General features: G+C 38.4%; 20 protein-coding genes. All 20 read left to right on the top strand.

What is annotated here, in order from left to right:
- The first annotated feature begins 55 nt into the window (after positions 1-55).
- Entirely contained in the window at positions 56-1168 is a 1113-nt protein-coding gene (locus FC73_RS02180) for a hypothetical protein (protein WP_010022170.1), read from the top strand.
- 121 nt (positions 1169-1289) lie between these two features.
- A complete protein-coding gene (locus tag FC73_RS02175) occupies positions 1290-1859 on the top strand; it encodes an LOG family protein (RefSeq protein WP_010022169.1) in 570 nt (189 codons plus the stop codon).
- An 876-nt stretch (positions 1860-2735) separates the two neighbouring features.
- Entirely contained in the window at positions 2736-3674 is a 939-nt protein-coding gene (locus FC73_RS02170) for a phosphate/phosphite/phosphonate ABC transporter substrate-binding protein (protein WP_010022167.1), read from the top strand.
- A 15-nt stretch (positions 3675-3689) separates the two neighbouring features.
- Complete coding sequence (phnC, locus tag FC73_RS02165) at positions 3690-4448, top strand: phosphonate ABC transporter ATP-binding protein (RefSeq protein ID WP_010022164.1); 759 nt, start codon at positions 3690-3692, stop codon at positions 4446-4448.
- Positions 4448-5242 (top strand): phosphonate ABC transporter, permease protein PhnE, encoded by a 795-nt coding sequence (gene phnE / locus FC73_RS02160; protein ID WP_010022163.1) that lies wholly within the window; start codon positions 4448-4450, stop codon positions 5240-5242. Before phnC ends, phnE (FC73_RS02160) begins: the two co-directional genes overlap by 1 nt.
- Positions 5239-6045, top strand: coding sequence for a phosphonate ABC transporter, permease protein PhnE (phnE, locus tag FC73_RS02155; protein ID WP_010022162.1), 807 nt, complete (start codon positions 5239-5241; stop codon positions 6043-6045). The genes phnE (FC73_RS02160) and phnE (FC73_RS02155) overlap by 4 nt, the downstream gene beginning before the upstream one ends.
- Before the next feature lie 255 nt (positions 6046-6300).
- Positions 6301-7398 carry a mandelate racemase/muconate lactonizing enzyme family protein gene (locus tag FC73_RS02150; RefSeq protein ID WP_010022161.1) on the top strand — a complete coding sequence of 366 codons (1098 nt, stop codon included), beginning with the start codon at positions 6301-6303 and terminating at the stop codon, positions 7396-7398.
- Between the two features lie 96 nt (positions 7399-7494).
- A complete protein-coding gene (locus FC73_RS02145) occupies positions 7495-7992 on the top strand; it encodes a hypothetical protein (protein ID WP_010022160.1) in 498 nt (165 codons plus the stop codon).
- Between the two features lie 158 nt (positions 7993-8150).
- Positions 8151-9479 carry a D-alanyl-D-alanine carboxypeptidase family protein gene (locus FC73_RS02140; RefSeq protein WP_010022159.1) on the top strand — a complete coding sequence of 443 codons (1329 nt, stop codon included), beginning with the start codon at positions 8151-8153 and terminating at the stop codon, positions 9477-9479.
- Positions 9480-10044: 565 nt separating this feature from the next.
- The gene (gene secA2 / locus FC73_RS02135) at positions 10045-12378 is read left to right on the top strand and encodes an accessory Sec system translocase SecA2 (RefSeq protein ID WP_010022157.1); all 2334 of its coding nucleotides are present in this window, start codon (positions 10045-10047) and stop codon (positions 12376-12378) included.
- Positions 12379-12399: 21 nt separating this feature from the next.
- Complete coding sequence (locus FC73_RS02130; RefSeq protein WP_010022155.1) at positions 12400-13602, top strand: preprotein translocase subunit SecY; 1203 nt, start codon at positions 12400-12402, stop codon at positions 13600-13602.
- 18 nt (positions 13603-13620) lie between these two features.
- The gene (gene asp1, locus FC73_RS02125) at positions 13621-15222 is read left to right on the top strand and encodes an accessory Sec system protein Asp1 (protein WP_010022153.1); all 1602 of its coding nucleotides are present in this window, start codon (positions 13621-13623) and stop codon (positions 15220-15222) included.
- Positions 15222-15980: an accessory Sec system protein Asp2 gene (locus FC73_RS02120; RefSeq protein WP_010022151.1), complete on the top strand. Its 759-nt coding sequence runs from the start codon at positions 15222-15224 to the stop codon at positions 15978-15980. Before asp1 ends, FC73_RS02120 begins: the two co-directional genes overlap by 1 nt.
- Positions 15946-16800, top strand: coding sequence for an accessory Sec system protein Asp2 (asp2, locus tag FC73_RS02115; RefSeq protein ID WP_081454155.1), 855 nt, complete (start codon positions 15946-15948; stop codon positions 16798-16800). Before FC73_RS02120 ends, asp2 begins: the two co-directional genes overlap by 35 nt.
- A 13-nt stretch (positions 16801-16813) precedes the next feature.
- Positions 16814-17542 (top strand): accessory Sec system protein Asp3, encoded by a 729-nt coding sequence (gene asp3, locus FC73_RS02110; protein WP_225416847.1) that lies wholly within the window; start codon positions 16814-16816, stop codon positions 17540-17542.
- Between the two features lie 35 nt (positions 17543-17577).
- On the top strand, positions 17578-19044 hold the full coding sequence (locus FC73_RS02105; RefSeq protein ID WP_029327141.1) for a glycosyltransferase: 1467 nt from the start codon (positions 17578-17580) through the stop codon (positions 19042-19044).
- A complete protein-coding gene (locus FC73_RS02100) occupies positions 19022-19876 on the top strand; it encodes a hypothetical protein (protein WP_029327140.1) in 855 nt (284 codons plus the stop codon). The genes FC73_RS02105 and FC73_RS02100 overlap by 23 nt, the downstream gene beginning before the upstream one ends.
- Before the next feature lie 20 nt (positions 19877-19896).
- On the top strand, positions 19897-20085 hold the full coding sequence (locus FC73_RS02095) for a hypothetical protein (RefSeq protein WP_010022144.1): 189 nt from the start codon (positions 19897-19899) through the stop codon (positions 20083-20085).
- 5 nt (positions 20086-20090) lie between these two features.
- Positions 20091-21044, top strand: coding sequence for a helix-turn-helix domain-containing protein (locus FC73_RS02090; protein ID WP_010022141.1), 954 nt, complete (start codon positions 20091-20093; stop codon positions 21042-21044).
- A gap of 179 nt (positions 21045-21223) precedes the next feature.
- Positions 21224-24995: KxYKxGKxW signal peptide domain-containing protein (locus FC73_RS02085; protein WP_169782371.1), on the top strand; the 3772-nt coding region annotated here is incomplete at its 3' end.

The raw sequence follows: 24995 nt of genomic DNA, 5'->3' as shown, positions 1-24995 counted from the left end.
GGTAATGTGTTTTGGATTTTATTTTGAACAGGTTAATGAAATAGGGTGAAACAAAATGGATATAAATTCATTTTTTAATTGGTATTTGGGTCGTGAGTTAGGTGTTTGTGGTGATTTAATTTATAAGGGATTTGAAGCTATTGAGAATGATGATGATATTGTACTTAAAGATAAAGAAAGTACAAATGATGAGTTAATAGATCGAATAGAATCGTCTGCTTTTATATTTTTTGTTAATATGTGTGTTTCTTTTGAAAGATTAGGTAAAATTATTTTACTTTTTCAATTAAATAATGAGCACCCAGTAGAAATGTTGTATTTTATAAATGAAAAGGATGATGAAAGAGCAAAATCTTTTGAATTTTTTGGGGAAGAAGTAACTAATGCTTTGTATGGACATAATAATATAAAGTTGATTAAATTGATTGATTATTATAATAGTAATAGTAAAGAAAATTCATTTATAAATGAAAAAGAGAAGTATTTTTTTCAAAAATTGGATAATTTTTATAAAAAATTTCGTTATGGACGATTTAATACGCCAACAAATAATGACTTTAACGTTGATGTAAAAGAATTAAATGAATTATATATTTATGTAATTCAAAATATAATGAAAAAGTCAAAAAAAGAAATAAAAAAAGATAAATATTCTAACACTGATCTAAAAAGTGATGTTTTATATAATTTAGGCGAATTGGTTCAACATTTGGTCAATAAGTATTATGACGAAATATTTAAATATGCTTATGCTTTAAATATATATACGTATGAATTACATGGAGAAAGTCATTCCGTGGATGTGTTTTTAAATAGAACATCGTTACATGATATTTTTATAAAAAAAAGAATTGTTAGAATTGAACTAATTTATTATTTATTATACAAATTAAGGTTTTATAGAAATATAAATAAAATGCATGGAGTAAAAAAGTTAACTTCAAGAGATGTTCCTAAACCACTTGATATTGGAGAATACTTCGGTGATAATTATTTTTCTAATTATTTAAAATATGGAGAAGATAACTTTCTGGAAGAAGGAGTTATGGAAGCACCTCATGAATGGGCAAGTGATAAGGGCAGAAGTAGACATATTAATAGCAGAGAATTAATTAAAGAGAGAGAATATAATATAAGTTCTTTGATGGAAGATTGTAAAGGTGTTTAATATTGTTTATAGTAAAATGAGTTTCACGTGAAACAATTTGCCCAAACACTTGTTACTACTGACTTGAAGTGACGTGGTACACTACTTAATGTAAAAATAAATTGAAATGAGGAAAATAAAAATGAAATCAGTTGCAGTATATTGCGGCGCTGCTCCTGGCAACGATCCCGCATATCAAAACGCTACCAAGAAATTAGCTAAATGGTTGGTCAATCACGATTTGGAATTAGTTTATGGTGGAGGCGGAGTTGGACTCATGGGTCTGCTCGCCAGTACCGTCTTGGAACTTGGTGGCGTCGTTCATGGAATTATGCCCAAAGAACTTGTTGATCGCGGGGCCAGCATGGATGGGCTTACTAGTCTAGAAGTTGTTCCTAACATGGATATTCGGAAACAAAAGATGCTTGCTCAGTCTGACGGATGCATCGCACTTCCTGGTGGTCCAGGAACTTTGGAAGAAATTTCTGAAGCATTTTCATGGGCGCGAATTGGAGATAATGACGATCCATGCGTAGTCTACAACGTACAAGGATACTATGATCCCTTGAAGAAAATGTTCGACGAAATGACCGAAAAAGAATTTTTGACGGTAGAAGATCGCAAGAAGTTACTCTTTTCGGACTCACTGCCAGAAATCTATAAATTTATGACCACATACACAGCACCAAAGATTAGAACTTATACGAAATAAGATACGTAAAAAGCATCCTCACTTTTTTGGAAGTGGGGATGCTTTTTGTGTTCCATTATCTGAAATAATTAGGTATGATTATATACAGAGCGACAATTGATTTGATCGCCAATTGGAGCTTTAGTAGGTTTACTGTGTTGAACCTCATCTCCACCTTAATAATTAACGAAGAGGTGAGTCGTTTGAATACAGAAGAAAGTTGGTTATTGGGATTGTACCACTAGCAGTAGTGGTTCTTATTGTCTCGCGTGCAGCAATTAATTTTGCTAAGGCATACGCGATAATAAAAAAAGCTAACCGCAAAGATTAGCTTTTTATCACCAATAACACACTAAACCTATGCAGAAGAGATGGTAACAGCATCTCTTCTTTTTTATTTAGTATATTATTATTCTATTTCCGTTGATGAAGAATGTCAATTATTATTTAACATAAAAAGTCATTCCATTATATGAGATAATAAAAAAAGCTAATCATAAAGATTAGTTTTTTACCCAATAACACATAAATCTGCGCGGGAAGAGATGGTAACGACATCTCTTCCTTTTTTTATTACTCTTTAATTCTATTTCTAATTCACTAGCTTGTCAATCATTTTATTATTTGGAGTTAAATTAACTAATAAAATAGTTTCACATGAAACAAATTATTTTTATTAAACGAAATTTTGACTTGAACAGCACGTATTTAATGGTGTGATCCATTTAATTATTATAATTACTAATATTCGTTAATTAATTAATAAATTGAACAAAGTACTTATAAAAATCCAAATAATGGATAAAATACGAACAATATAAAGATATATGTTGAAAATTGTATGTATAATGGTATTATTAATTTGTCTGGTACAACAATTTTGGGAGGGACTTCGTAATGAAACTTAAGAAAGCTTTGAAATGGATCACCGCAGGAGCAGCACTTACCTTTTTATCAGTCGGATTAGTAGGCTGTGGCAAGCAGTCTAGCAATTACAAACCCAAGAAGTTAACGGTCGGATTTACGCCATCAGTTAACGCAGGGCAAGCGAACGCGGAAGCCAAACCACTTGCTAAACAATTAGAGAAACAGTTACATATCCCTGTCACAGTCAAGGTTTCAACGGATGGGAACTCACTCGTTCAAGCCATGGGATCTAAGACTTTAGACGTTTCGGAGATGAACCCTGGTGATTTTGTATTAGCACAAAAGAATTATCAGGTGGCCCCACTGGTTCAAGCTACCAGACAGGCTCGCGATCCGAAGACTTTACAGCTTACTAATAAAACGTCAGATCATTTTTATTCCACGGTCGTTGTTCGCAAGGACAGTGGGATTAACAATATTAATGATTTGAAGGGTAAAAAAATTGCGATCGGGACGCCTAATTCAACGGCTGGTTACGTCTACCCCGTTGTGGAACTCATGAAACACGGAATCAACATCAACAAGGACGGCATTAAGACCGACGTTATTAATGGTTACGATCAAGCTGTTCTCTCCGTTTTAAACAAGAACAACGATGCCGCCTTTACTTTCCAAGGCGCTCAGACCCTTGTTCAAAAAGACGATCCGAACGTTATGAAGGACACGAAGGTTATCTATACGACTAAGGCCATTCCTAATGATGTGGTAGCCACTCGAAGTGACATGTCGAAGTCATGGAAAAACAAGATTGCCAAAGCATACGAAAACATGGCTAAGACGAAAGAGGGACACGATATCATCTTCAAGATTTATCAAGAAGAGGGATACGTTCCATACCAGAAAGCTCAGTTCAAGCAACTCCATTCGTACATGGATCAAGCCAACAAGATTAGCAAGACGAAAGAATAATTAAGGAGGAATAAATTGAGCGATTCCGACATTTTACAAGTGAATCATGTGACCAAGGTTTATCCGAACGGTATCAAAGGATTAGACGATATTAGTTTTAACGTGAAACGTGGCGAATTCATTGCCGTGGTCGGCCTATCCGGAGCGGGGAAAAGCACACTCTTTCGTTCCATCAATCGAATGCAGGATATCACTAATGGTGAAATTTTCATCAATGGTACTGACATTTCGAAGTTAAAGGGTAAGGAACTCCGTCACTTTCGACGCAAAATTGGTATGATTTTTCAAAGCTTTAATTTAGTTAATCGTCTTACAGTTCAAAAAAACGTCTTAAGTGGAAGAGTTGGCTATTATTCAACTTGGAAAACCATTTTGGGACTTTACAGCAAGGGAGACAAAGAAAAAGCGGTCCGATCACTGGACCACGTAAATATGTTAAAAAAGCTGTACGATCGAGCCGACTCATTGTCCGGTGGACAGATGCAGCGGGTCGCCATTGCCCGGACAATGATGCAAGAACCTGACCTAGTTTTGGCTGATGAGCCCGTGGCTTCACTCGATCCCAAAACGAGTGAGGGCGTCATGAAAGATTTAAGAAATCTAAACGTCAAGGATCACGATACGGTGCTTGTTAACCTACATTCCATTGACCTGGCACTTGAGTTTGCCGATCGAATTATTGGAATTCGGGACGGACAATTAGTGTTTGATAAAGCGGCTGCTCAGTCGACGCCCGATGATCTAAAGGAGATCTACGAGGGAGGCAATAGCTAATGCATACTAGCGAAGTGCCCAGGCGATCATTTGTAAAAAAATATCATATTAAGGGCATGATCGTGATTGCCATCCTAATTGTCCTGTTTCTTTACTCGCTGAAGATTTGTGGGGTCGATCCAAGTTTATTTGTCTCTAACATTGCTCAGTTTGGGGTTTTAATCGGTCAGATGAGTAATCCAGACTGGTCCTACTTTAGTTTCATCTGGGATCCACTGGTCCAGACGGTTCAGATGGCTATCTTAGGAACCACGATTGGAACGATTTTTGCAATTCCAGCGGCTTTCCTGGCGGCTCGTAATCTGGATCACAGTAAGGTTGTTCATGGCACATCACGCTTTGTCTTAGATATTTTTCGAACGTTGCCATCCCTACTGCTTGCTGCCATCCTGGTAGCCATCTTTGGCATTGGTCCCACAACTGGAACGATCACCCTGGCGATTTTCTCGTTTGGGATGATTTCCAAGCTTTTCTACGAAGTGTTGGAGACGGTCGATATGGGTCCAGCAGAAGCAATGAAGGCTTCTGGTGCCAGCATTATCCAAATTATTCGGTTGGCGATTATTCCCCAAATTGCGGGACAGTTCTGCAGTTTCTTCTTGTACACCCTCGAAGTGAATGTTCGTTCTTCAACCGTCTTAGGATACGTTGGTGCAGGTGGATTAGGATTGTACCTGCAGCAGACCATTGACGAATTTAATTATTCGGAAACGGCGGTTGTAATTCTAGCAACGTTTGCAACTGTCCTAGTAATCGACATCCTTAGCAATTATCTAAGGAGGAAACTACAGTGACCATTCCCAAAATTAACGAAAAACAAAAGCGTCGAGATCGCTACAGTTGGATCGTCTGGGGCATTATCATTATTGTGATCTATGGCTGGTGTTTTTCTGACATGAAATTTAGTCATATTCAGGAATCGGCTGGGACGGTTTCGAAATCCATTTTCATGGGACTAATTCATCCCGACTGGGCTTATATCTATAACGGCAGTGGAGAAGACCTCGTTTCCCAACTGATTATGACCCTAGCAATTGCGTTTTTAGGAACCATCATTGCCGCCATCATCAGTGTTCCCTTTGCCTTCTTTGCTTCCAGAAGCAAGAACAGCAAGTATAATGTGACTTCCAAAGTGGGAACCTTTCTTCTGACCGCAATCCGAGCTTTCCCCGAGATTGTACTGGCAATTATGTTCATTAAAGCCGTGGGACCTGGTAGTTTTGCCGGTGTTATGGCCCTTGGAATTCATTCAATTGGAATGCTAGGAAAATTGTTCTCAGAGTCAATTGAAGAAATGAATCATAGTTCGGAATACTCAATTGTGGCCGCCGGTGGCAGTAAACCCCAGGTTTTCGCACTATCGACGTGGCCCACGATCTTACCAGCTTTGATTTCGTACACCTTGTATAGTTTTGAAATCTCCGTTCGTTCTGCCTCCATCCTTGGTTTGGTAGGAGCTGGCGGAATTGGTGCGCCGATGATCATGGCTTTGAACACTCGAAACTGGCCGCGAGTTGGAATCATTTTGTTCGGAATCGTCGTCATGGTAATGGTGATTGACGGTTGTTCTGGTTATATTCGGAAGAAATTAGTTTAAATGATAATTAAAACAAAATACCAACTAATCTAAAATGGGTTAGTTGGTATTTTTTGTTCATGATCAAATTACTCATGTTTATACACTAAGAATTTTAATAATAATATTTGGAAACATATTGTGAACAGCTTGACAAGCGCTCTTAAAGGACCTATAACATGAACAATTTATAAGCTTAGCTCAAATATGACTATACTTTGTACTAATAATATTAAATGAATTTAAACTAATTGTTTTTAGGGGGGCATGAACAGAATGATGAAAATACAAAAAGTTAAAATATCTAAGTTAATGATGCCGCTTTCGAAGCCATTTATTACCAATATTCGTACTTCTACAAAGTTGCAAAGTTTGATTTATCAAATTGTACTTGAAGATGGTTCAAAGGGATACGGTGAATCTGCTGAAAATTATAAGCTTACGGGTGAATCATTTAAGGACATGGTAGAGTATTCAAAAAATATTGTAGATATGATTACGGGTATGGATGTTCGATCCGCATTGTCAATATTAACTAATACGAATCAATACCATTCATCAAAATATGGTATCGAAGTTGCTATGGTTGATGCTATTTCGCAATCTGAGGGAAAATCTATAGATAAATATTTAAATATTGGCGAACCAATGCAATACCTTCAAAATGATACAACGATTAGTGTTATGAATGAAAGTGATACTAGAAAAGCAACCATCTCAACCATCCGAGCTGGATATAAATGTATAAAATATAAAGTTAGTCGTGGTACTGATGAGTTAAATCGGATTCTAAATGTTAAAGATTTATTAGGTAAAGGGGTATCTATCCGTATTGATCCTAATCAAGCGTGGTCACGCCAACAAGCAATTACATATATTGACAAGTTGCAAAATTCTGATATAAAAGTTGATTTTATTGAGCAACCAGTTAATGCAAATGACTTAGATGGGATGAGGGAAGTAAAACGGTTTAGTCATATTCCTATTGTTGCTGATGAATCAGTATTTGGGCTTGAAGATGCTGAGAAAATAATTAATGGAAAATATGCTGATCTTATTAATATTAAACTTATTAAGTGTGGTGGACCGATAGAAGCAATACGTATAGCTAATTTTGCCAAAAAAAGAAGAATTAGATGTCTTTTTGGGTGTACTTCTGAAGTAAATATTTCACTGAGTATGGCAGCTTACTTAAGTGCTGGCTTATCGAATGTTAGTTTCATAGATCTAGATGGGCTTGATTATGTAAGTGATACTCCATTTAGTGGAGGTATGATACCCTCACTAAATGGAAAAATATATCTTCCTAAAACCACTGGATTAGGAATAAATATTAACCCAAATTCAAAATATCTTACTACTATTTTTGAATAATGATAAGGTGTTCTATTTATGGGTCGTTAACTCATTTTTTACGTTTATAGTATAATTTACCTAAGGAATGAATTTAATCGAGAGAAGAGTGTCCATATGCGTTTACTTAAATCACTAGGTAAGTTTATCCTGTCACCACTGATATCAGCGGTGATGGTCTTCGGTAGTTTTCCTGAATTATTTGCGGTCTTAAACATCAAGGCCAGTCCCACCCTCAGTCCAGCTATGTTTTTCATCATTCTGATCTATGGAATTGTCGTGTTCGCGGTCGTTTACGCGCTGTTCTATAACGTGCTCTTCAAAAAGATGAAGCCGATTGTGACTAAGAATAGTAGGTACGCGTCACGGGGAATGTTGATTGTTAATATCGTATACGTGATTGCGACCCTGATTCTTGGACTAATCATGATTGGGATGAAGATCCCACAATTCATTGATACGGTGGTAACCGGCTTTTCGGTGATTGGGATGCCCATTTTATTAATCTTGAACCTGGTTGATTTTATGTGTTATCCAACTAAGAAAACCTACGTAATTAATGGGCTTTTCTTTGCCTTCGCCACCATTGTTTATGTGATGTTGTGGTGGAACTAATGTTACTGGTTTCTAAATTTTATTAATGGAAGTCTAAGCTAACTATCTTTTACGAGATTGTTAGCTTATTATTTTTATTACTTGATTAGTTTAGTACAATGAGTATGTTAAGATTATTTATAAAAAATATTATTTAATAAAAAAGAGGTCATCTGATTTTGAAAGTTAAAAAGCATCAAGTTCTAACACTAAGCGTGCTATTTTCGCTTATCTTTTTAATCATTCCGCTCATCTTCAATCCTGACACGGTCACTGCCAGCAGTCGGCAGCCACCCATTTCACAAAATGAAATTAACATAAGTGCCAAAAGTGCCATTGCCGTTGACGCTACCAGCGGTCAAATTATTTACGATAAGAATGTCAAGCAACAACTTCCCATCGCTTCCGTCAGCAAACTTATCACTACATATATCGTTTTAAATCAAATTCAGGCCAAAAAGATTTCATGGGACAGTAAGGTTAAAATCAGTCCAAAAGTGGCCAGTTTAAGTCAGGGAAGTGATTTTACCAACGTTCCCCTCCAAGCTGGAAAGTCTTACACGGTCAAGCAACTTTACGATGCCAGTCTAATTTGTTCCGCCAACGCCGCTGCCATGGCGCTAGGAGAATATCTGGCGGGACCTAACCACGACTTTGGCAAGATGATGAGCCAGGAAGTTAATAAGTTAGGTATTAAAAACGCTCAACTCTACAACGCATGTGGTCTGGCTAATAGTGATCTGGGGGCTTTAAAGGATCCCAACCTGAAAGACAACGCGGAAAACACCATGTCAGCGGAGGGTCTAGCCCAATTATCGCAGGAGTTAATCACACACCATCCAGAAATTTTGAAAACCACCTCGATGACGTCTTTGAAGTGGGATGGCAAAGTTTATAAAAATACAAATTTGTTGTTGGGACAAACCCATCCGTTCAAAATTGACGGTCTCAAGACCGGTACCAGTGACACGGCTGGTGAAAACTTCGTGGGAACCGGGACCAGCAATCACGATCGGATTATCACCGTGGTACTGGGCGCTCCAAAGGATCAACGGTTTACCCAGACCCAGCTGATGCTAAATCAGATTAGTCAGAATCTGTTTCCGACGACGATTGGAGCCAACGTTTTGCCCACTAAGGCGGTGAACGTCATTAACGGGGTTCATAAGACAACGAAAATCGGCCCAGCTTCACCGAAAACGTACTGGTTACCGCAAGGCGAAAAGATCAAAACTGATTTTGTTTCAAATCATAATTCCAAGATTTTCAAGACGCCGCTTGCACCCATCACTAAGGGTGAAAAGGTTGGAACGGTGAATATTAAAGCTGGCTCAGATGAACTCGATTTGCTTTCCGGAAGTGAAACGAGTGTTCCAGTTGTTTACAAAGTCGCTAACCCAGTTAACGTGATGAAGATGATCATGGGGGCGCTCGAGTTACTTGTGATCTTGTTGTTGCTGATTTATTTAATTTTTCAAATTAGAAAATTCAACCTTCGCCGGCATTAAGCCACGTGGAATGAACCGAAATGCAGAACGATCTTAAAATTAGACAATTGATCCCTTCAAAGACCTATACCGATTTTCAATCGGTGTAGGTCTTTTTTCTTATCAAAAATTCTTATGGTTATTTTAGCTGTCATGGCAACCATGAAGAGACAAAAGGAGGTAAATTTGAAATCACAAACCATTTGTGATTTCTTTTTTCTTATGGAGGGGGAAAGGAGAGTAATTCGATAAATGCCTATAATGGTCGACTTCTAAGACAATAATTATTCTTAAATTGTTATCAAAGTCACAACAATTTTAATTCAAAAGCAATCACAATCATTTTAAAATGTTACATATTTGATATATGTAACATAAAAAATTATAATGCTCTTGAATATGTAACAGTGGTGTGAGAGGCTACTCAACGGGGACTTTTCCGTTAAGCAATTAATTGCTCGATGGTAAGAAGAATGATTATTAAAAAAAATAAGCTTGGCTAAATGTTTTGTGCTTGTGAAATAATTAAGTAATTGAGAAGGATTGGCTCAAATCACTTTTAAACGGTAGGAGGATGTTTTAAGTAATGTATAAATATAAAAAAATTGCTTTAAAAGTGCAAAAACGCATTAAAGACTTAAAACATTTTTCTGATGCACGGTTAAAGCAACAAACCAAGCGATTGAGAGACCAGTTAAAGAATGGAGCCAAACTAGATAGTTTGATTGTGGAGGCCTACGCCACCGTGTGTGAAGCTGACCGCCGCGTTTTAGGATTATCACCATATTATACGCAGATTCTAGGTGCCGTAGTTTTGAACTATGGCAACATTGCCGAGATGAAAACCGGTGAAGGGAAAACACTGACTGCCACGATGCCCATGTATTTACACGGACTAGTGGGGAAAGGTGCCTTTTTAATTACGGCTAATTCTTATTTGGCCAAACGGGATGCGGAAGATATTGGTAAAGTCTACCGCTGGCTGGGCTTAACGATTGCTAGTGGTGTTCCTGAGGACGACGGTGACGATGCGAGTCGTGACCTAAAGAAGATCTATAGTTCGGACATTGTCTACACCACCCACAGTAACTTGGGATTTGATTATTTATTTGACAACTTAGCAACGAAGCCAGAAAACCAATATATCAAACATTTGGACTTCGCTTTGATTGACGAAATTGATTCCATTTTATTGGATCAGGCCCAGACGCCGCTGATTGTCTCTGGGGCACCGAACGTGCAATCCAACTTGTATCAGCTATGTGAGAATATGATTCAACAGTTAGACGAAAAGATTGATTTTAAAAAGTCAGAAGACGGGAAAAAGGTCTGGTTTACCGAAACCGGGATCAAGAATTTAGAGGAGTATTCGGGGGTACCCGACTTACTAGCGCCTAAGGCTCATGAGTTATATCAACACTTGAATTTAGCGCTGAAAGCCAAGTGTCTGTTTGTCCGAAATCGAAGTTATGTGGTGGAAAACAATGAAATTGTTCTACTAGATAAAATGAACGGACGTAAATTGTATGGGACCAAGTTACAATCGGGACTCCATCAGGCTTTGGAAGCTAAGGAACACGTCAAGATCAGTGATGATAGTCGAGCGTTAGCAAGTATTACCTATCAGAACCTATTTCGCTTGTTTACCCGCCTCTCTGGCATGACCGGAACGGCCAAAACGGATGCGGACGAATTTCGTGAAACCTACCATTTAAATACGTTTGTTATTCCCACCAATGAAAAGATCATTCGAAAGGATCATGCAGACCAGATCTATGCCACCAACGAAGATAAGATTAAGGCTTCCTTGCAGGAGGTCCAACGAATGCGGGAACTGCATCGACCAGTTCTGATTGAAACCGGCTCGGTATCGATGTCGAAACTGTACTCGCATATTTTATTATCGTTAGGCATTCCCCATAACATTTTGAACGCTAATAGTGCTCCCAAGGAAAGTCGAATCATTGCTGAAGCTGGGAAGACGAATTCCATTACGGTTGCCACTTCAATGGCTGGCCGGGGCACTGATATTAAACTTTCCGATCAGGCCATTAAAAATGGCGGTTTGTTTGTGGTCGGGACGGAACGAATGTCCTCCTTACGAATTGATAATCAGCTCCGTGGTCGTGCTGGCCGCCAGGGTGAACCCGGTGACACGAAGTTTTATGTTTCGCTGGAAGATAAGATTGTTACCGAGAACGCTCCCAAATGGGTCAAAAGGTACCGGGAAAAGTTGGTCAAAAAGCACGTTACGAGTGCACTAAAAAAGCCGCGGATTAAAAACATTATTAATCAAGCACAGGGGATCCAAAAAAATAGTGAAATTTCCGAACGGCAAAACATCTTAAAATTTGATGAGGTCGTGAAAGCGCAACGAAATTGCCTTTACGACACCCGTAATCAGGTCATGCGGTCTGATGATTTAGATCATTACGTTGATACTGCGATTCATTCCTGTATTGATAATTACCTACCGAAGTGGAAAAACTATTTTGATATCACGAATTTCATTTATAACAATATTGATTATTCGTTTTTACCTAATCAAAGTACCCTAAAGGATCGGTGGCGTGACCGGAAATACTTAAGAGCCCAGTTGTTAAACATGATTGAAACGAAAAAGCAGCGTGTCTACAAACAATTTGAAAATAAGGATCAGTTGTTAGAGTACAAGCGACTCGTCTTATTAAAATCAATTGATACGATGTGGATCGACCAAGTGGATGCGCTGGAACAGCTTAAATTAGCCGTTAGTAGCCGAAACTGGGGTCAGCATAATCCAATTTATGAGTATCAACACGAGGCGCGTCGGGCTTTTCATAATATGCGCGAAAAAATTTATCTATTAATACTTAGAAACATCTTATTATCAGAGATCGTACAAAAGGACGATGGCACCATTGATTTGATTTTTGTATAGGTTAAAAAGGGAGATTTTGTTGTGAGGCAATTTTTAAAGCGGGGATCATTTACAATCTTTTTGTTGGCTTTGTTTGAATTAGGCGGATTTATCTTAATTCCAGGGTTTCAATTAAAAAATTATGCTGGCGCGTTAGATCAAAATGCCTACATCAATTTAATTTCTAGTAACTTTGGTAGTCAAATTACGGTTCCCAGTCTATTCGCTCTAGGACTGGGTCCTTACATGACGGCCTTAATTGTGTGGCAAGTTATTACGACGGTGGACGACAAAACGACTAGCCGAATGTCTCAGAAAGTCTCAGGATACTGGCAAAAGGGTATTACCTTTGTGTTAGCGGCTCTGCAGGCCCTGGCGATGTCGAAGTTATTCTTGCGTTATCGTCCCAAGACCCTGGGATTTGATGATGAGACCTTTTTCTGGTTCATCTTCACGGTCTTGCTAGCTGGTGCCATGCTGATTGTGTGGCTGGCTGACGTAAATAAGGATCTTGGAGTTGGTGGAGTCAGTATCTTCATTATTCCAGGATTGGTCAAAAACTTACCCACCGTTTTAGATTCAGGCCTAAAAAAGCCCCTGAATTTTTCGATTATCGGTTGGATCATTGTCGCCATCATCGTCATCTTATTTGTTTATATTACGGTCTTTGTTAATGAGGGGGAATATCGAATTCCCGTTGAAAGAATTGGAGTTAATAGTTTTTTAACGGATTCATATATTCCCATTAAGGTGCTGGTTTCTGGCGCCATGCCATTTATGTTTGCCCTATCGTTATTTTCAATTCCACTGTTAGTTGTATCAAACCTAAATGTAAACGCGAAGCTGTCAAAAATTATTTCGCTTTTATTTTCTTATCACACATGGCAGGGAATCGTTTCCTACGGTCTGATTATCATCGTACTAAGTTATTTGTTTGCCTTTGTAAATTTCCAGCCCAATATAATTGCCAAGTCATTAAAAGAAAGCGGCGATTACATCTTTAACTTGGCTCCTGGCAAGGAGACCGAGAAGTATCTGACCGGACAGGTTAACATTATGTCGTTTGTCGGTACCATTTATATCTTGTTGATTGCTTTAGCGCCTTTAGTAGTCGGTTTATATTTCCCCATCGTAACGAATTTTTCGTTTTTGTTTGGGTCCTTATTTATTTTAATTACTATCTTAGACGGCATTTCCCAAGAAATTCTGGCACTAATTTACAAATATCGTTATCGTATTTTTTAGTTATTAGTAGGAGTGTGTATGGTTTATTTTATCCCTAATTGGCGTCCTTATACGTTGCAGCTGGGTTATAACATTATTATTAGTCAACTTGCGATTTTTCAGGATAATAATGAAGATTGTACGTTAATTACCAATAGTTTTTTGCCCATGTTAACTTACCAATTAAATGAGTTTGGACTGCTTAATACTCCCTATTGGCAGGCTTTAGATGAAATTCAGGATGTGCACATTAAGATTGGTAAACCGTTAGCGATCGAGGATCTCCCCCTTTCTAGTGATTTAGAACGAGTTTATTCACCACGGGGAGTCCAATTTTTAAAGGACGATCAATTGTACGCCAAGGCGAATTATTTTGCGGGGAAAGTGTTAAGTACGATTGAATATTATCAAGATAATCAGTTAACCGCCATTGATTATTTTGATTCGCGCGGCTTTTTATCAAGAAGGGGCACGTACGATAATGGTGTTCCCTATCAAACTCAATTGTATAATCCACTTTCAGAAGTGGTTTTAACCATTAATCACACTCAAAATGATCAGGTTCAGATTGCCGAACCCTTTCAAAAACGCTTTGCGCACTCGCACTATTCTAAGTTGACGGATTTAATCAGTGAGGTTTCGCAAAATCATTTTAATCAGGTCAAGACGGACCCTGAGATTAAAATCATTAACAATCCGACGGAAGATAGCTTAGCGCTTACCCATGAGCTGCAAAGAAAATGTCAGGTCTGTAGCTTCTTAACCGATGCAAACTTAATTAAGCGACCATTTCTAGCCCAGCTATCTGCCAAAAATAGTGCGATTCTAGTGCCGAACCAATTATTCGCCGCTAAAATCAAACGGATTTGGCATGAAAAAGCACATCCCCTGAACGTCAAAATTGTTTCTCCATACGCGGCCCATCTGAATTTGGGGATCAGCAACAGTATGGAGCAGCAGGTTATTTTTTGGAAAGTTAACCAAATGCCCGAACGAACCATTCGAAGACTGACCCAGAAGCTACTGCAAGTGGTTATCGAGGGTAAGGATAAGGCTCTTGCTTTTGGTGCAAATCACGAAGCCATTCACGAAGTCTTAAAACAAGAAGTCATCACGGGAATAGAAAACCACTTCGACGTTTCGTTAAGTTCAACTGATTTTAAGTGGGTACACAAATACCTCAGATTAAAAAAGGGACATCAGTTAACGCCTAAGTTACGAAAACGGGCGAAGGAAAAAGAGCAGCAAACTAATTGGGACCAGCTCGTCGATGCGAGTGAAACGCTCGATCGGATCAAAATTTATTCTAATAATGAGCCATCCTTTTATCAGCAAAGTATTCATGAGGCCCGCGTTTTGGTTGATTTGGATCGGCTCCCGAGCCCTTATTTGCAGGTTAGTGCGATTAGCGCTGGAATTCCGCAAATTAACGTGGTTAAAACGAACTACGTGGACTATGACAAGAATGGCATCATCATTAAAAATGATCTGCATCTCATCAAAGCAGTTAATTACTTCTTAGATCATTTGGACCATTGGAACCAGTCACTGGTTGCCGATATTAGTAAAATTGAAATGTTTTCCAGTGAAAAGATTGTCACTGAAATCAATTCAATCTTTAAGGAAATGAGGCGAAATTAATGGCAAAGAATAAGAGGATCATTCAGTTAGGTGGGCAACGGTTGGATTTAAATCAAACATTAAATGATAAATTCAAGTTTCAGTATTTTTCACTGGCCGATCCCAAGGACGTCTTTGCGATGCAACAAGAGTTGTTAGATGAAAAACACCAGGAGCACCTTGACCCTAAATATAGCAATACGCTGTTTATCTTAGGTAATAAGTCTATGGTTTACATCATGCCGAAACTAATTAAAGACCTTCCCGCCAATAATATTATTTACCAGCAGGGGGAAAATTTTTCAGATGAAATTGGTGAAGCCCTCAGTTACAAAAACGCGCAAAGCGCAAACTTAGCGGACGTTGATGAAGTAACTCAGCTAATTGAGCAGGTTTATTTTGGGGGTCAATTTGGAGATCGGTTGGACAAAGACAGAATCGACGTAAATTCTGAATTATTGTCCAACATGACACAGACCGGTTCCGGTCAGATTAGTTTCCATAATTTAACTTTGCCCGATCAGGTCCAGGCCATTAATTTTCAAATGACCCTAGCGCAAGGGAAAGATCATACTTTAATGGAGTTTTGGCCAGAGTACAAACTCCAAGGTACGGGAAAAGTGCAATTTAAACTGTATTTTTTGGATGCCGAAACGGATCAGATCGTCAAACAGCTCACTGTTTCTGAGTCTGATTTAGACCAACCGGTCGCTTACGAAACGCCCCAAAAGCTTACTAATTTATATGTTTCAGTTTTCTTGCAAGGCACGCACGATTGAGTCGTTTACCCTCCGAAGGCTTCACATCAGAAACCGGAGACGAAATCTGGGAACTTACATGGTTGGATCGAAAACCCTAACCGATCAACAAAATTATAGGGGCCAGATTGCGACTTACTTTAATCCGGGTGATTTAAAACCACCTCTGAACGTTTACTTCAGTGGTTATAGAACGGCTGAAGGATTTGAAGGAGGCCGGATGATGAGCAACATTAGTTCCGCACCGTATTTATTAATTGCTGATGAACGAATGGAAGGTGGCTCCTTTTACGTTGGGAGTAAGGAGTTTGAACGACAATTAATCGCGACCATCAAGGATTGCTTGAAAAAGTTGAATTTTTCTAATAAAGAGTTAGTTTTATCCGGCATTTCGATGGGAACGACCGCTGCCCTTTACTATGCGACGGATTTAAGTCCGGCGGCTGTGATTGTCGGAAAGCCGCTAGTCAATTTGGGCACCATCGCTAGGAATTCGCGTTTGCATCGTCCTGCTGATTTTTTGACTTCATTAGACTTGTTACTAATGCATGAGGGTAGTACCGATCAGAAAGCCCAAGATCATTTTAACCAATACTTTTGGAATCATTTTAAGAACGGTCATTTTGCTAAAACGATTTTTGCCATCGCCTATATGAAACAAGATGATTACGACAAGGGCGCTTACAACGAGTTATTTAATTATTTTAAGCAGCAAAAACAAGCCGTCAAAGTAATCAGCAAGGGATTAATTGGTCGCCATAATGATGATACGGATGGCATCGTTAATTGGTTTGTGCGGCAATATCATAATTTGATGCAAGAAAAGTTTGATAGGAGTTAAGAAATTGGAAGCAATGACGGTTTTAACGTGGGGAAGATATCTTAAGCCAATGGAAAGGTATGGGGCTCAGGTCACGTATTCACCAACTGCGGTCACGTATTCATCCCCCTTATTGTCTCCGGGCACGAGCGTTTACACCTGGCACTCACGACTAAATTTTCAAGACGCCAGGATGCAAGGAGAATTACCAATTTTACTTGGTAAGCATAGGTATCACCTCGCTAGTGATTTCACGGCTGAACCTGCTGACTCAGTTTATTTCAAAGTAACGATCTATGATCAATCCCATGATTTTATGAAAGACATTATTATCAATGGTCATGACGGTGATTTTGAGTATCCGGAACATGCCTCAGAGTATGAAATATCCTTAGTGGTGAAATCCAATCAGTCCATCACGTTTCGCTATCTTATCTTAGGTGAAGCTGATAATTTTAAGAATCTGAGCTTTAAGGTGAGCCCTGATTTAAAGCTGACGGAGTTCAGCTATCCTAAGGCGAGGGAGTTGGATGTGTACATCGGACGCCGTGATTCGGGAAGCTGGACGGTTCCCGTTCAAAGCGATCATGCTCAAATCTTTTATCGACTGTCTAACAATGAAATTAATGATCCGGCGAAGGTCGATGCAGTAATTGATAAGTTATTGAAAGCCATTAAGCAAGATAAGCAGTTGGGAAAGCTGCCAACTAGGGTAAGGTCATATGGTTATCCGCTTTCTAAAATTAACAAAGCAAAGGAATGAAATTGATGAAAGAACAAGTAAAAAATAACCAACCAATGAATTTTTTTATTAATCGTGCCATGGGAATTGGTAATTCCGGCGTGGAACATGCGCAATTTTATCGCGCTCGTCGTTTTGATGAAGTCGGATTGCCATATCGTTATATTTTTGTGCAATTAATTAATAATCTACACGAGGCCATGGACACGTGGAACCTAAAAAATGATCAGGTTATTAATATGTACGAATATTTTGTGTTAGGTGACGACTATTTACATCAGGGAGTTCAAAAGTTCTATCCCGTTAAAAATGAAACGGTGGTTGATGGAACCAATACGACCCGACTGTTAAAGGTTCAGACCGCTTCGGGGATGAAAATCATCGAAACCATGGTTAAATTTCCTAATAAAGAACACAATTTGTTAATTATGAGCCTTTCGAAGGTTGAAATTTATTCAAGTAAGACCGGTGAGAAGAAGGTCACGTTTGATTTTTATGACAACGGCCATAAAGAAACCCTGATTAAAAATATTCATCTTTATAACCAAAATGGTCATCAATTTTACTTTCCTAATGAGGTTCAACTCCAACGATACTTTTTTGAACAGGTGGATAAAGCTTATGGTCACTCCAACAACTGGTTCTTGGATCGTGGCGAAGAGAGTGAAGCGGCGTTGTTATATCCTAAGATGTCCCAAAGTAAAGTTGTTGAAGTTGTGCATGCGGACCACTTGTCTGACAGAAATGATCCTCGTTATCCATTGTGGAATAACTACTACGAATACTCGTTAACTCATCTTGATAATATCGACAAAATTATTAGTGCTACCAAAATGCAAACCAAGGATCTGATTGAAGATTTTCCTAATAAAAAGGACAAGTTTGCTACGATTCCGGTTGGTGGAGTTGCTGATAAGGGGAGCAGCAAAACGAGACCAAGGGCCCGGAATAAAAAATTACGTTCACTCAAATTAATCACTGCTTCGCGACTAGCTGGCGAGAAGCATATTGATATGTTGGTGATGGCAGTTGCTAAGGTACATAAACAAGGAAAGACAGTTTCTTTGGATATTTATGGTGCTGGTGGCGAGAAGGATTTAATTGAAAAAACGATCAAAAAAGAAAAGGCTGAAAGCTATATCAAATTAAAGGGATTGTCCAAGCACTTAGAGGACGTTTATCCCAAATATGATGCTTTCATTTCAGCGTCATTTTCAGAGGGCTTCGGGTTAACCACGGTAGAAGCGTTAAGCGCTGGATTACCAGTAATTGCTTTTAAAGCACGTTTTGGAGCGCTTGAAATGATCCAAGATGGTGTAAATGGATTCCTGCAAGACTTCAAACGTGGGGATGATAACGTTGATTTCGATGTAAAAAGTTTAGCAAATGGAATTAACCGCTTATTAAAGTCAAATTATTCCCAGGTTCAAAAAGCAACCATCAGTTCCATGGCTTCATTTCAAAATCATGTAATTGCGAATAAGTGGAAGGAGTTTGTTGATGCATTACGAGCTAACCAATAAAATAAACGATCAAAATTTAATCTGGAAGCACCAAAGAGACAGAATCAAAAAAAGTCATGGCAAAGTGATTACTTTATCACCAGCTTCTAATTTTCGGGATGCTTTATTAGCGAATGATATCAGTGGTTTGAATGTTGTTGATTACGTTACTGGTCGCACTTTAGACATGGATCCAAAGTCATTTTTGTTTTTCAACCGAGTTCCTACCGTTGATGGCGCAGAGATATTTATGAACGCTGATTTTACCATTAATATCATCTCCAACGGCAGCACGATCGGACATGTCATTTTGTGGCCGAATACGCGTCGGCACGTTAAAGAGGTGGACTATGTTTTCCCAAACGACGAATTAGATTATATCGAGGAATTTGCTAGCGACGGGAAAAAGTTCAGCAACATTATCTATACGCGGGGACAACCACAACGAATTGATTTTTATAATGATGCCGGTGTTCCAGCCTTGTGTTTTTATTTTTATAAAAAGCAGCTGAACTGGGTTACCATTGAAGATTTTGATTCGTTAAAAACCAAGCGACAGTTTAATAATTTAGATGAGTTTTATGCTGACACCGTTGGGAAATACTTAACGCCTAAAGATTCCGTCGGGATTAGCTACATGGGGCTTGAGTTGTGGGCATTATCGCAATCTAAGTCGCACAATACGCTTTACTTGGAAGAATCACCCTTTAATGCCGATGGAAAAGTCAAACAAAATTTGTTAGACATTCTGACGGATAGAATTTCTTACATTCAAGATGTGCATATGAGTAAGGAATTTTTGCAAGAACTAGAAAACAAGGGGATTCCCACCAAAAAGGTAGTAGTTGATTAGTTTTTAAAGTAGGTAATAAAATGCAAAAAATTAAATTGAAAGAATTGCAGCAGGATATTAAGTCACGTTTTGATGAAGAGAAGAAGTACGTTGTTGATGCATCAGACACCAAGAGCAGCGGGAAAGTAATTATGATTATCGTCTCAGTCATTATGGTATTCGTAGTTATTATTAGTTTGGTCTATAGTTTTATCACTTTAGCGGGGTAATAAAAATGAATTTTCCTTCATTAGGAGTTGCATATTATATCGATTTGCATTGTCGTAATAAAGAAATTCCACAAAATAGTGTTGCCGCGGTCAGTATTGATCGGAAAAAAATAGCCGAATTGATTCAGCAACGGAAAGTTAAAATAAGTTCATTTTTAGATCGAGTGGGGTTGAGCACTTCACGTTACTATCGGTGGATCAATTATGAAATTGACATTCCGTTTGAGTACATTTTCGGGATTAAAAAATTGTTGGGAATTTCTGATGAAGAATTTTTGGCATTACTGAGTCCTTCGACGGATGAGTTAATCGATACATTAGCATTAGCTTCTTTTTACAATACTTATAGTTATAATCCGGATAAACTTGAAACGATTTTAAATCGACTTGATAAGTATCGTCTGCAACTGACGTCACCTTTTTTTAAGGTTTATACGTACACTCAGATTATTAGTCAAATCGCACGGAAACAAAAACCGGATGTGTCATCCTTTTTTAAGAATAATGATAAATATTTTCAATATTGTGATGACCTAACGGATTTTGATATCTATTTAAATATTTTAAATTTAAATTTAAAGCGCTCCTTGTTTCCAGGAAAGCAGATCAATAGTGATTTCTTGGTATCACAAAAGATCTTGAGTGGCCTTAAAAGTAATGATTTGGATCGGATATATGTTTATTGGGGATGCGCGATTGATTTTGTAATGAACTTTTACATTAATCATCAGGCAGATCAGGCCATTGATTTCTTAAAGCAAGTTTATCAAGCGATCAATACGAGTGGAGCCATGGATGATCATCTTCGTAATTGTTACGAACAAATTGGTAAATTGCTAACGAATAAAGTGACTTTCCCAAGCTTTTCACAATCTATTTTGCAGTCTCAACCGGTCTTTAATTATGAAAATGATTTTTGGAATGAAATTCACAACTTCATTAAAATGAATATCAACTAATACAAAAAACAGCTGGAATGATGGTAATTCCAGCTGTTTTTTTATATTCAAATTAAATTGGGTTTGCAAGTGAAAAAATCGTCCCATTTTTGGGAATATGGGCTAAATAAATTAATTTGGTTATATAGTGAAACCATCTAAGTATAGATTATTCACAAATTTAAGGGGGAAAGTTTTTTATGAGAGGAAAAGGAAATAAAAAGCAAAACATCCGTTTAGCACTTCAAGACGATGCTAGAACGCATTATAAAATGTACAAAGCTGGAAAGCAGTGGATGGTTGCTGGAATTTCACTAATTGGTGGATTATTAGGAGCTACCATTGGTGTTACTTCTGTTTCTGCTAATTCCGTTACTACAACTAGTAACAACACTAGTAAAGAAAATAAGGACGCTGATGTCTTACCAAATAAGAACTCGGCAACGATTTCATCAACTTCACAAACCACGTCTTCTACAACTGGCAGTCAGGTAGACTCACAAGCTAAGATTGACCAGATCTCAACTAGTATGAGTGAAGCATTGTCGAATTCGACATCAGCTTCCATGTCAATCGCTAATTCAACTAACTCAACAAGTGATAATAAGGTTAGTTCTAATTCCGGTTCTACAACGGCTAATAGTCAAAAGAAGGCTGACACTAATACTTCAACCGCTGATTCTGCTACTCAAGCAGATTCTACTAAGGCTAATAATCAGACTAAGACTGATCAACAATCGAATCAAAATTCTACAACTAATAAGGTTGCATCTACTTCTGACAGTAAGACAGCTAAAGCTGATAGTAATAATCCACTAGCTAATTCTACTAGCCAAGTGAACTCTACTACAGCTGCTAGTCAAACAATTACTGACAACAATCAGCCAATTGCTCCATTACAACCAGGTGCACGACTTAACAGTGAAACTGCTAACAGTAATTCATTAGGCAATAGTCAAACAGAAAATAGTCAAAGCATCACTTCTGCTTCAAACCTTAACAGCGAAAGCAACAGTGTTAACGGCACCTCAACTTCTGCTGATACAAGTACTAGTGAAGCAAATAACCAAAAGGTTTATAACCAGGTTAAAGCAGTGGTACCAGCCGATGCTACCGTTACGGTTGATTCCCAACACCAAGTAATTAACGTTGGCTTAGCAAACGGGTTAACTCCTGACACCAGTACTTTAGCTGCCTTAAGCAGTATTGGTGAAAACAATAATATGTCCGTTAACATCAAGGACTTAAGTGGCAATAAGAATAGCGAAGCTAATAGCACTTCGACTGTAGCTGACAACGTTTTGGCAAACAGTGAAAATGTATTATCTAATAATAGTGCATCTACAAGTCAAAATGATTCAACCTCAATGTCACAAAGCGGCAGCACTTCTACCAGTCAAACTGACCAACAATCTACTAGTGCACAGAATTCAACTAGTGAAGTTCAACAAAATACTAATTCTAATAATGTTGTTTTAGCATCTGATCAAAATACTGTGTACGTTAACAACGCCAACGAATTATACAATGAATTAGTAAACGGTACCGCTAATAACATTGTTGTTACTGGTGATATTAACTTTGCTAATTTGAGGAACTTTAATAACGGACAAGAAGTAGTTGTTCAAATTAACAATCCACGTGACTTAACAATTGGTTCAGCTGCGGGGCACCATTACACGATTGACTTAAGGGGTTACACCTTTAATGACTGGAATAACGGTGTTAACAATAGTAGTGCCACGATTGAATATGACAATTTAGATATTTATGGTAGATGTTTCTATGGATTTATTAGTCAAGCTAAATCATATGTTGTTAACAACGTAAATTATACTGGTGCACAGTTCATTTATGGAATCAATGGTTCTGGTTTCAATGCTCCTGGCGTTGGTACTGACGTTACGATCGAAGGTAACGTAACTGCTCATTCTGTTTCTTCCTATACTAATCAATTTACTAATGGTAGATCTATTCCAACAGAAGCCGGTGGTCAGCAGGTAATTCAAGCTACTTCAATTACTTTCGCTGCTAATTCTAATTTCACTGGAACTACCAATAGTGATGATGTGATTGAATTAACTCAAGGTGGTCGTACAAGCGGCGATGTCATCTTAGAAAATGGTGCGACTGTTACCTTAAATCCTAACAATAATGGTGGTGCTAATGAAAACAATGTTAATGGCACTAACTATGGTATTGTCACTAAAAGTGGAGATATTATTATTGGTAAGGGTGCTAATTTAAACATTAACTTAAATAATACACTTTCTAATCCTCAAGTTGGTGCTATTTATTCCTTTGGCCACACTCAAATTAGTGATAGCGGAACTTTGAACGTAACTGCTAATGGGTACTTTATGCCAGGTAGTGCTTCTCAACGAGGCATCGTTTTTCTTGACACTGGCTCTAGTGTTGATATTACTAGTGGCGGTAACTTTAATATTACGTATAATCAATCTGGTAGTACAGACAGTAACAATCAAAGTCTGCTGTACTTAAATGATGGTGGAGCTGTTACCATTGAGACTAATGGGAAATTATCATTAGTATCGACAGGTAGCCAACGAGTTACACTATTAAATAATTCTGGAAGTAATGCCACCGTTAATATTACTGATCCTGATAATGTGGTATTTGATTTAACTAATAATACTAATAATAACAGTTTAATTGCCAGCCCTAACACTAGCTTTATTGTTAATAGTTCGACAATCAAAATTGGAGATCAAACTTTCTCATCGCCTCTTGGCTATTTGAATTTTCAGATCGGTTATGATGGAAAAATTCAAAATGTTGTAATAGGTGTTCCTGGCAATTTTGATGAAGCCGAAAAAATTAAGGGTTTGTTGAATAATCAAAACCAACCAAAGTATCTTCAATTTGGATCTGCTACCGCATTTAACAGTGAGAGTACTAGTACTTCTCAAAGTGGATCAACTAGTAAAATTACTAGTAAGAGTGACAGTTTAAGCAATTCAACCAGCCACAGTGATAGTTTAAGCAATTCTACTAGCAAGAGTGACAGTTTGAGCAACTCAACTAGTGATAGTAATAGTTTAAGTAATTCAACTAGTACCAGCGACTCAGCAAGTACCTCAATGAGCGATAGTCAATCAACAAGCAAGAGTGACTCCGCAAGTACTTCGATGAGTGATAGTCAATCTACCAGCGCAAGTGATTCCGCAAGCACATCGATGAGCGACAGTCAGTCAACTAGCGCAAGCACATCGATGAGCGACAGTCAGTCAACTAGCGCAAGCGACTCCGCAAGTACCTCAATGAGCGACAGCAAATCAACTAGTGCTAGCGATTCCGCAAGCACATCAATGAGTGATAGTTTATCAACCAGTGCAAGCGATTCCGCAAGCACTTCCATGAGCGATAGTCAATCTACCAGCGCAAGTGATTCCGCAAGCACATCGATGAGCGACAGCTTATCAACTAGTGCCAGTGACTCATCAAGCACCTCAATGAGTGATAGCTTATCAACTAGTGCCAGTGATTCCGCAAGCACCTCAATGAGCGATAGTTTATCAACAAGTGCCAGTGATTCAGCAAGTACTTCCATGAGCGATAGTCAATCAACTAGCACCAGCGACTCTGCAAGTACCTCAATGAGTGACAGCTTATCTACCAGTACAAGTGATTCTGCAAGTACTTCAAAGAGCGACAGCTTATCTACCAGTGCCAGTGATTCCGCAAGTACCTCAATGAGTGATAGTAACTCAACCAGCAAGAGCGATTACGCAAGTACTTCGATGAGTGATAGTTTATCTACTAGTGCCAGTGATTCCGCAAGCACTTCAATGAGTGACAGCAACTCTACCAGTGCAAGCGATAGCTTAAGCACTTCAACTAGTGAAAGTGACAATAATACTTCAACAAGCAACAGTGGTAGTGCTTCACTAAGCACTAGTGACAGTCAAAGTATCTCCACAAGCAACAGTGGCAGTGCTTCATTGAGTACCA

The organism is Fructilactobacillus fructivorans (assembly GCF_001434095.1).
GTDB lineage: Bacteria > Bacillota > Bacilli > Lactobacillales > Lactobacillaceae > Fructilactobacillus > Fructilactobacillus fructivorans.
This window is presented reverse-complemented; position numbering and strand designations above follow the sequence as displayed.